Source organism: Pseudolysinimonas sp. (assembly GCF_031389465.1).
Classification (GTDB): domain Bacteria; phylum Actinomycetota; class Actinomycetes; order Actinomycetales; family Microbacteriaceae; genus Pseudolysinimonas_A.
In genome coordinates this window covers 1-9,154 of the sequence record NZ_JANMSQ010000119.1, presented here as the reverse complement: position 1 = coordinate 9,154, position 9,154 = coordinate 1, and the positions used below count along the sequence as shown (strand labels likewise).

The following is a 9,154-nucleotide window of genomic DNA, read 5'->3' as shown; positions in this document are numbered from 1 at the left end:
CGCAGCCAGGCCGCGGAACTCTACGGCGCCGAAACCGTTCCCGAGAAACCGCGCGTCTACACCGGCAAGAACAAGAACGCGCAGGAAGCGCACGAGGCGATTCGTCCGGCCGGGGACGTCTTCAAGACCCCGTCGGAGCTCAGCACCGTGCTGCGCGGCAACGACTTCAAGCTCTACGACCTCATCTGGAAGCGCACCGTCGCCTCGCAGATGGCCGACGCGCGCGGCTCGACGGCATCCGTCACGATCGCCGGAACGACAGCGGATGCCGGCACCGCCGACTTCACCGCGTCCGGCACGGTCATCACCTTCCGTGGCTTCCTCGCCGCCTACGAGGAAGGCCATGATGAGGCCCGCGACCCGGAGGCCCAGACCGCAGACGACGAGAAGCGCCTGCCGAACCTCACGGTCGGGCAGGAGTTGCCGCTTCAGCAGCTCGAAGCGAAGGGTCACGAGACGAGCCCGCCGCCGCGCTACACCGAGGCGAGCCTGGTGAAAACGCTCGAAGAGCTCGGCATCGGTCGGCCGTCGACCTACGCGAGCATCATCTCGACGATCATCGATCGCGGGTACGTCACCCCGCGCGGCACGGCACTCGTGCCGAACTGGATCGCGTTCAGCGTCGTGCGGTTGCTCGAAGACCACTTCGGCGATCTCGTCGAATACGACTTCACCGCCGAGATGGAAGACGACCTCGACCGCATCGCCGACGGCGAGCAGAACCGGGTCGACTGGCTGACCGGCTTCTACTTCGGCAACGACCAACACAAGGGTCTGCGCACCGTCATCGACAACCTCGGCGACATCGACGCCCGCGACATCAACTCGGTGGAGCTGGCGAGCGGCATCACGCTGCGCATCGGCAAGTACGGCCCGTACCTCGAAACGCCCGACCCGGAGTCGACCGACGGAACCCCGCGCCGGGTCAACGTTCCGGAAGAGCTCGCACCCGACGAACTGACCGCGGCGAAGGCGAAGGAACTGATCGATGCGCCCGTGGTGGGCGACCGCATCCTCGGCGTCAATCCCGAGAACGGCAAGCAGATCGCGGCGAAAGACGGTCGCTACGGCCCGTACGTCACCGAGCTCGAGCCGGAGCCCGAACCGAGCCCGGAACCCGAGCCGGTCGTCGACGTCGGCACGGGCGAGGTGAAGACCCCGAAGAAGAAGCCGGCGAAGAAGGCCGCCGCGGTGAAGCCGCGCACCGCATCCCTCTTCAAGACGATGGACCCGATGACGGTCGACCTCGAGACGGCGCTCAAGCTGCTGTCGCTGCCGCGCGTCGTCGGGCAAGACCCCGAGTCGGGCGCCGAGATCACCACGCAGAACGGTCGCTACGGGCCATACCTGAAAAAGGGCACCGACTCGCGGACGCTCGAGAGCGAAGACCTGATCTTCACGCTCGACCTCGCGAAGGCCCTCGAGATTCTCGCGCAACCGAAGTACGGGGCCGCCCGCGTCTCCAGCGCGCTGAAGGAGTTCGACGCCGACCCCGAGTCGGGTAAGCCGATCCGCATCCGCGACGGCCGCTTCGGCGCCTACGTCACCGACAGCATCACCAACGTGACGATCCCGCGCGGCGAAGACATCGAGTCGATCGACTTCGAACGTGCCGTGCAGATGCTCGCCGACAAGCGCGCAAAGGGTCCGGTCGTGAAGCGCAAGGCACCCGCTAGAAGAGCTCCCGCAAAGAAGAAGTGACGCCCCCCCGCGATACGCTCCCGTCATGAGTTGGGACGACCTGACGGGGCAGGCCGAGGCGGTCGCGACGCTGCGTGCCGCGGCGGAGGGTGACGGGCTCACTCACTCCTGGCTGCTCACCGGCCCGCCCGGGTCGGGTCGGTCGGTGCTCGCCTACGCGTTTGCCGCCGCGCTCATCGCGCGCCCCGGCACCGAGGCCGAGACAGAGGCTCAGGTGACGGCCCGCACGCATCCCGATCTCGGCGTGTTGAGCACCGAGGGCGTCACGATTCTGCGTAAAGACGTGAAGGAGTTCGTCACCTCGAGCTACTTCTCGCCGTCGGTGGGCCGCTACCGAGTGATGGTGATCGAGGATGCCGACCGCATGGCCGAGCTCTCCAGCAACGTGCTGTTGAAGGCGCTCGAGGAGCCGCCGCCCCGCACCATCTGGATTCTCTGCGCGCCGAGCGACGCCGACCTGCTGCCGACGGTGCGCAGCCGGGTGCGCACGGTGCGGCTACGCGTGCCCGATGTCGACGAGGTCGCCGAGCTGATTTCTCGCCGCGACGGTGTGAGCCTGCCCGAGGCGACCCGCGCCGCCCGCGAGGCGCAGAGCCACATCGGCATGGCGCATCGCCTCGCGACGAACGCGGAGGCCCGCGACCGCCGGGCGCGCACTCTTGAGCTCGCGCTCGGCATCCGCAGTGTGTCGGGTGCCGTGCTCGCGGCAGCCGAGCTGCTCGCGGTGGCCGGCGACGACGCGAAGGCGATCACCGAAGAGCGTGACGCCGAGGAACGGGCGAGCGCCCTGCGTTCGCTCGGCGTCGAGCCGGGCGGCACCATTCCGGCCGGGCTCCGCGCCCAGCTGAAGAGCCTCGAGGAAGACCAGAAGCGGCGGGCCACGCGGTCTCTGCGCGACGGGCTCGACCGCATCCTCGTCGATTTATTGTCGCTGTATCGCGACATCCTGCTGCTGCAGCTCGGCGTGAGGTCCGACCCGGTGAACCTCGCGATCTACTCCGACCTCGAAGCTGGGGCGCGCGCCACGACGCCGGCCGCCACCCTCGCCACCCTCGACGCGATCACCGAGGCGCGCACGCGCATCGAAGGCAACGTCGCACCCGCCCTGGCCCTGGAGGCCATGCTGATCACCGCGGTGCGTGACACCGCGCACTTGAGTGAGAAAGGCCGTCTATGAAGACCCCACGCCTCGCGCTCGCCCTGCTTGTGGGTGTCGCCGTCACCGCGACTCTCAGCGGATGTCTGCAGTGGTTCGTGCCGCCGCGTGTCGAGTCGACCTCGCAGCCGACGGGGGAGGAGGTCGCCGCCGACCTCGCCGAGTACTACCACCAGGTGTTGCGGTGGGATCCGTGCGGCAACGGCATGCAGTGCACCGTGGCGCGCGCCCCGATGGACTGGAACAACCCGGGCGACGCCGAGATCGAGTTGGCGCTCGTGCGGCACCCGGCTACCGGCACGAAGCTCGGGTCGCTGCTGGTGAACCCCGGCGGCCCGGGCGGTTCGGGGTATGACTTCGTGCTCGACAGCGTCGACTACGCGACGAGTGCGACGCTGCAGCGCAGCTATGACATCGTCGGGTTCGATCCGCGCGGGGTGGGGCGGTCGTCGGCCGTCTCCTGTTACGACGACCCGGCGTTCCTCGACGACTACAACTACGGAATCATCCCGGGCACGGTCGGGTCGGACGAGTGGATCGCCAACCTCTCCGCAGCGAACGTCGAGTTCGCCCAGAGCTGCCTCACGCACACCGGCCCGCTGCTGCAGTTCGTCGACACGGTGAGCGCCGCCCGCGACATGGATCTGCTGCGCGCGGTGCTCGGCGACGAGAAGCTCAACTTCCTCGGGTTCTCCTACGGCACCTTCCTCGGCGCGACCTACGCCGACCTCTACCCCGAGAACACCGGGCGACTCGTGCTCGACGGTGCGGTCGACCCGTCGACGACCGAATTCGACGTCACGAAGACTCAGGCGGTGGGTTTCGAGAACGCATTCAGGGCGTACCTCGCCGACTGCTTGACGAGGGAGGGTTGTCCGTTCACCGGCACCGTCGATGACGCGATGGCTCGCACCGGGGCCCTCCTCGGCGAACTCGCCATCACGCCGATCCCGGGAGCCGACGGCCGCGTGCTCGGCTCGAGTGCAATGTTCATCGCGATCATCCTTCCTCTCTACAACCAGGACAACTGGCCGTACCTCGACGACCTGTTCACCGAGGTGTTCGTCGGCGACGCCACGACGGCGTTCTTCCTCGCCGACAACTACAACGGCCGTGACCCCGACGGCACCTATCGCGACAACTCGACGGAGGCGTTCCTCTCGATCAACTGTCTCGACTACGTCACCGAGGTGACGAACGAGACGATGCGGGCGGATGCTGCGCTGCTGTTGGCTGCGGCGCCGGTGTTCGGCCCGGTGATGTCGTACGGCGGAACGCTCTGTGAGGCGTGGCCGTTCCCGGCGACCCGCGAGCGCGTCGCGATTGCGGCGCCCGGCTCGGCTGACATCCTGGTGATCGGCACGACGAACGACCCGGCGACCCCGTATGTGTGGGCGGTCGCGCTCGCCGACCAGCTGGAGAACGGGCACCTGGTCACCTACGAGGGCGAGGGTCACACCGCGTACACGACGGGTAACGCATGCGTGCAGGGAGTGGTCGACGCCTTCTTCGTCGACGGTTCGGTGCCGGAGTCCGATCCCAACTGCTGAACGCGGCCTGGATACAAGTTTGCAGTCGATGCAATAAAGTGACGGGATGACGTCGCCCGATCAGCTCGGCCTGCGCGAGCGGAAGCGCCTCGCGACGCGCCACGCGATCCAGCGCGCCGCGCTGCAGGTGGTGCGCGAGCACGGGCTCGACGGGGCGACCGTCGACGAAATCGCTCGCATTGCCGACGTCTCGCCCCGCACCTTCTTCAACTACTTCCCATCGAAGGAAGACGCGATCCTCGGCGATGCGCCCACGCTTGAGGGCAACCCCGAGACGGAGTGGTTCGTCGCCGACCGCGGCCCGATCCTGCGCGGCCTGGCCCGCGTCATCGTCCACGGCTCGACCCGACTGCTCAGCGACCCCGAACTGCTCAGCGAGCGTCGGGCGCTCGGTAAGCAGTACCCGGCGCTCGGCATCCGCCGCATGGCGAACGTGTACCGCTTCGAGGAGGAGCTCACCGACCTCGCACTGCGGCGGCTGCGGGCGGAGCATCCTCAACTGCCGGATGCCGAGGCCGCCGACCGCGCCCGTCTCGTCGCGCTCACCGCGTTCGCCTTCATCCGGCACGCCTGGTTCGCCTGGCTCGACCACCCCGATGCCTCGCCAGGTCTGCCCGATCTGGTGGAGCGCGCGTTCGAACTCGGCGCGGACCTGATCGCGTCATCCCCTCCCGCGCGCGTCGGCTAAACTTCTCGACGGTTCCCGGCCTGCCGGGTCCGCCGCCTTAGCTCAGTCGGCAGAGCATCTCACTCGTAATGAGAAGGTCGTGGGTTCGATTCCCACAGGCGGCTCAAGACAGCGGCTCCACCCGTTATCCGGCCGAAAAGCCCGCTCCGCTCGAGAACTGAGCGCATGCCCCCAGTTCGCGGGCAGAAGGCTCCTTTTGCCGGTCCTGGGGTTGTTCCCACCCGGCAAGGGGGCGTAGCGTCCCTTTCACGGCGTTGAGGCGCCCGACGCATACGGTCCGGGGGACCGCGTCACCCGAGTCGGGGGGCTCGAAGAATGAAGCGTTCACTTTTCCTGGGGGTCGTCTTCACGACGGTGCTGGTTCTGGTGCTGCCGTTCGTCGGCGGCGGGGGACCATCGTTCCTGACGGCTGCCAACGCGGCGGCCAGCGCGGTGGACGCCGCCTCGACGGTGAGCCGCCCGATCGCCGCCGCCTCGATCTTCACCGACACGACCTCGACGGTGATCGCTGCCGCTGCCGACACCATCGACTACAAGGTGTCTGCCCAGGCTCCGCTCACGGCTGACACCGAGCACCTCGCCCAGAAGCCGGTGCCGAAGCCGCTGCCTCCCGTGTCTGCCGCAGGCAGGGCGAGTGGCACGAACGAACGCCGCGCCGTTCTCGCCGCCCAAGGCAAGTCGTGCCCCGGCAATGTCGGCGGTGGCACCAACGGTGCTCCCGGTCGCGTCTCCGGGGGCGGCGTGCAGGGCACGACCTCCGGCGATATCGCCTCCTTCGCCGCGGCCTACAACGCGATCCGCGTCGCCAACTGCCTGTACCCGGTGCCGATGTCGAACTTCCGCTACGACGCCTGCATGGAAGACCGCCTGTTCTGGATGGCCGAAGACCCGAGCACCGATCCGGCCAGCGCGTGGGGCCACATCGGCTCGCAGCGCAGCGACGGTGTGCCGTCCTATGGCTGCGACGGAAACCTCGCCGGCGGTTCGGGCAACTCCGGCGCGACGGTCGCTCAGAAGTGGTGGAACTCCACAGGGCACCGCAACTCTCTCTACCGGCCGAGTGTCACCGGGTCGGTTGGCGGGGTGTGCATCTACTTCGCGATGACTCACGGTGGTGTGCCGAACGAGCCGTACAGCTTCACCCGCGCTGCCGCGCGTTGGGGCGGCTGCTAGCCGATCGACCGCGGGGTCGGAGGTCTTACACCCGCCGCATCCGGAACGGGTCCGGGTGTTGCGGGTGTGAGACCTTCGGCGCCGCTCCATTCTCCGGATGCGCGCAGGCGGGGTCGCCTATCATTGCCAGGTGACCGACGAGCAGCCGATCTCGCGCCGCGCCGCCCGCGAAGCCGCGGGCCCGGCGTCGCGTCGCGGCTCCCGGCCGAAGCCGTCGAAACGCGAGCCGGCGACGGATGCCGACGGCGAGAAGCCCCGCGGCATCGGGGCGCTGTTTGCGAAACATCCGACCGGGTGGCTCATCGGCGCGATCGCCGTCGTGTTCGTGCTCCTCGGTACCGGAACCGTCTTCGCCGGGGTGAGTGTTGGTTCCGCCGCGGCGGTGCTGCCGAGCGCAACCCCGACTCCAGAGCCGCCGCGGGACGTGCCTGAGGGTGACCTCGTCGCGAGTCGGCTGCGCACCTGTTCGATCGCCGGGCTCGCCGCCGACCCGCGGCTGATGGCGCTCTCGGGTTACGTCGTACGGGTCGACACCGGCGAGGTGCTGTTCGACCGGGCCGGCAACACGCCCGCCCGCACCGCGAGTGTCCTGAAGCTGCTCACCGCCGCCGCGGCCCTCGCGACGGTCGGCCCCGACTTCCAGATTCGCACCTCGGTGTACCCGGGAAGCCAGGCGGGCTCGATCGTGCTCGTCTGCCGCGGCGACGCTACCCTGAGTCGCCTCCCGGCCGGGCAGGAGAGCGTCTACAAGGGCGCCCCGAAGCTGGCCGACCTCGCCGCGCAGGTGCTCGCGAACTACAGCGGCCCGCCGATCACCAACATCGTGCTCGACGCCAGCTACTGGTCGTCCGCCGACAAGTGGGATCCGGCGTGGAAGCGTTCCGAACAGACCCAGGGCTACCACTCCGAGGTCACCGCCCTGCAGGTCGATGGCGACCGTTCCAACCCGGCAACGCAAGACAGCCCGCGCAGCACTGATCCGATCGGGCGTGCCGGGCAGTACTTCTTGGATGCCCTCCGCGCCGCCGACACCAACGACGAAGTCGCCGACAGCGTCACGCTCACGACGGGGAGCGCCGTCAACACCGCGACGGAGCTCGGTGGGGTGTCGTCGCAGCCGTTGAGCGTGATCATCCCGCACATGCTGCTGGTGAGCGACAACACGATGGCCGAGATGCTGGCCCGCATCACCTCGAAGCAGTCGGCCCTCAACGGGTCGGCCGCGTCGCTGCAGCAGGCCATCCCGAGTGCGTTGTCGACGTTCGGCATTCCGGCGACCGGGATCACGATCAAAGACGGGTCGGGACTCAGCGAGTTCAACGCGGTGCCGCCGTCGACGGTGACGGCGCTGATGATCCAGGTGAACGCAGGGGCCCCGAACCTCGACGTCGTGCGCAACGGACTGCCGGTTGCCGGCCAGTCGGGCACGCTCTCCGGTCGCTTCACCGGGGCGAACGCCGTCGCGCGCGGCCATGTCTTCGCGAAGACCGGCTGGATCGACACCTCGTACTCCCTCGGCGGCCTCGTGCAAGCCGCCGACGGCACGGTCTTCGCGTTCGCGTTCTACGCGATCGGGGACGGCATCCAGAGCACAGCCCGCGCGGCGCTCGACACCCTCACCACGGGTGTGTTTACGTGCGGCGACAACCTCTCGAACAACTGATTCCCGAGAAACGGATTTCCATCGTGCGTGCTCTTTTCATCATCGACGTGCAGAACGACTTCACCGAGGGCGGCGCGCTCGGCGTGACCGGCGGGGCCGCGGTCGCCGAGGGGATCACCGAGTACCTGCGCGAGCACGCCGACAGCTACGACCTCGTCATAGCGAGCCGCGACTGGCACGACGGCGACAACGACAACGGCGGGCACTTCGCTGCAGGCGAGCCCGACTTTGTGCAGAGCTGGCCGCGACACTGCGTCGCCGGCACGCCTGGGGCCGAGTACCACCCGGCGCTCGACGCGAGCCTCATCGACGTGCATGTGAAGAAGGGGCAGGGCGTTCCGGCGTACTCGATCTTCGAGGGCGTGACCGACGACGGCCGCGACCTCATCGAGGTGCTCGATGAGAAGGGCGTGGATGTCGTGCACGTTGCCGGTATCGCCACCGACTACTGCGTGCTCGCCTCTGCACGCGATGCTCTGGATGCCGGCCGCGAGGTCGCCGTACTGACCGACCTCATCGCCGGGGTCGCCCCGGAATCGTCGAAGGTTGCCCTCGAGGAACTCGGCGCCGCGGGCGCCGAACTGCTCGCGACCAACTGATGCCACCGACGCTGGGTCGGCGCGTTCTGCGCGGGGTGATCCCCGCCGTGCTCATCGTGGGTTGGCTGGCGCTCGCCGGCTTCGGCGGGCCGACGTTCGGCAAGATCTCGGATGTCTCCACCAACGATCAGGCGAGCTTCCTGCCGGCCTCGGCCGAGTCGACGCAGGTGTCGCAACTGGTTCCCGAGTTTGCGGGTGCCGACGACATCCCGGCCATTGTCGTCGCCGTGCGCGACGGCGGGCTGACCGACGCCGACCTCGCCTTCCTCGACGACTTCGCGGCTGACGCGGCCGGCTTCGAGGGGGTCGGCGATGGGGTGAGCCCCGTCATCCCGTCGGATGATGGCGAGGCGGCCGAGGTCATCGTGCCGATCGCCTCCGAGGTGCGCGACACGGTGGCGGCGCTCGCCGCACTGCTTGAGGATGCGCCCGAGGGCCTCGACGCGCTCGTCACCGGGCCGGCGGGCTTCACCGCCGACCTCGTTGCCGGATTCGCAGGCATCGACGGCATCCTGCTGCTCACCGCCCTCGGCGCCGTGCTCGTCATTCTGGTGATCGTCTACCGCTCGCCACTGCTGCCGTTCATCGTGCTCGGCACCGCGGTGTTTGCCCTGTGCGGCGCCA

At 68.7% G+C, this 9,154-nt stretch carries 8 protein-coding genes and 1 tRNA gene; all 9 read left to right on the top strand.

What is annotated here, in order from left to right; all coding sequences use genetic code 11:
* Positions 1-1,701 (top strand): DNA topoisomerase (locus RMO30_RS04560; RefSeq protein WP_309710094.1); only part of this gene is annotated, 1,701 nt, incomplete at its 5' end.
* A gap of 25 nt (positions 1,702-1,726) precedes the next feature.
* Positions 1,727-2,878 (top strand): DNA polymerase III subunit delta', encoded by a 1,152-nt coding sequence (locus RMO30_RS04555; RefSeq protein ID WP_309710091.1) that lies wholly within the window; start codon positions 1,727-1,729, stop codon positions 2,876-2,878.
* On the top strand, positions 2,875-4,407 hold the full coding sequence (locus tag RMO30_RS04550) for an alpha/beta hydrolase (protein ID WP_309710088.1): 1,533 nt from the start codon (positions 2,875-2,877) through the stop codon (positions 4,405-4,407). The genes RMO30_RS04555 and RMO30_RS04550 overlap by 4 nt, the downstream gene beginning before the upstream one ends.
* A gap of 46 nt (positions 4,408-4,453) precedes the next feature.
* Positions 4,454-5,095 carry a TetR family transcriptional regulator gene (locus tag RMO30_RS04545; protein WP_309710086.1) on the top strand — a complete coding sequence of 214 codons (642 nt, stop codon included), beginning with the start codon at positions 4,454-4,456 and terminating at the stop codon, positions 5,093-5,095.
* Positions 5,096-5,126: 31 nt separating this feature from the next.
* Positions 5,127-5,199, top strand: a tRNA-Thr gene (locus tag RMO30_RS04540).
* A gap of 211 nt (positions 5,200-5,410) precedes the next feature.
* Positions 5,411-6,268: a hypothetical protein gene (locus RMO30_RS04535; protein ID WP_309710084.1), complete on the top strand. Its 858-nt coding sequence runs from the start codon at positions 5,411-5,413 to the stop codon at positions 6,266-6,268.
* Between the two features lie 130 nt (positions 6,269-6,398).
* The gene (gene dacB, locus RMO30_RS04530; protein WP_309710081.1) at positions 6,399-7,931 is read left to right on the top strand and encodes a D-alanyl-D-alanine carboxypeptidase/D-alanyl-D-alanine-endopeptidase; all 1,533 of its coding nucleotides are present in this window, start codon (positions 6,399-6,401) and stop codon (positions 7,929-7,931) included.
* Positions 7,932-7,951: 20 nt separating this feature from the next.
* Positions 7,952-8,530, top strand: a complete 579-nt coding sequence (locus tag RMO30_RS04525; RefSeq protein ID WP_309710096.1) for an isochorismatase family protein — start codon at positions 7,952-7,954, stop codon at positions 8,528-8,530.
* Positions 8,530-9,154, top strand: a 625-nt coding sequence (locus tag RMO30_RS04520) for an MMPL family transporter (protein WP_309710078.1), incomplete at its 3' end; no start/stop codon positions are given. The genes RMO30_RS04525 and RMO30_RS04520, both read left to right, overlap by 1 nt.

Coding starts and splice junctions, on each gene's coding strand:
- RMO30_RS04550 (WP_309710088.1), top strand. CDS start 2,875: ATGAAGACCCCACGCCTCGCGCTCGCCCTGCTTGTGGGTGTCGCCGTC.
- RMO30_RS04555 (WP_309710091.1), top strand. CDS start 1,727: ATGAGTTGGGACGACCTGACGGGGCAGGCCGAGGCGGTCGCGACGCTG.
- RMO30_RS04545 (WP_309710086.1), top strand. CDS start 4,454: ATGACGTCGCCCGATCAGCTCGGCCTGCGCGAGCGGAAGCGCCTCGCG.
- RMO30_RS04535 (WP_309710084.1), top strand. CDS start 5,411: ATGAAGCGTTCACTTTTCCTGGGGGTCGTCTTCACGACGGTGCTGGTT.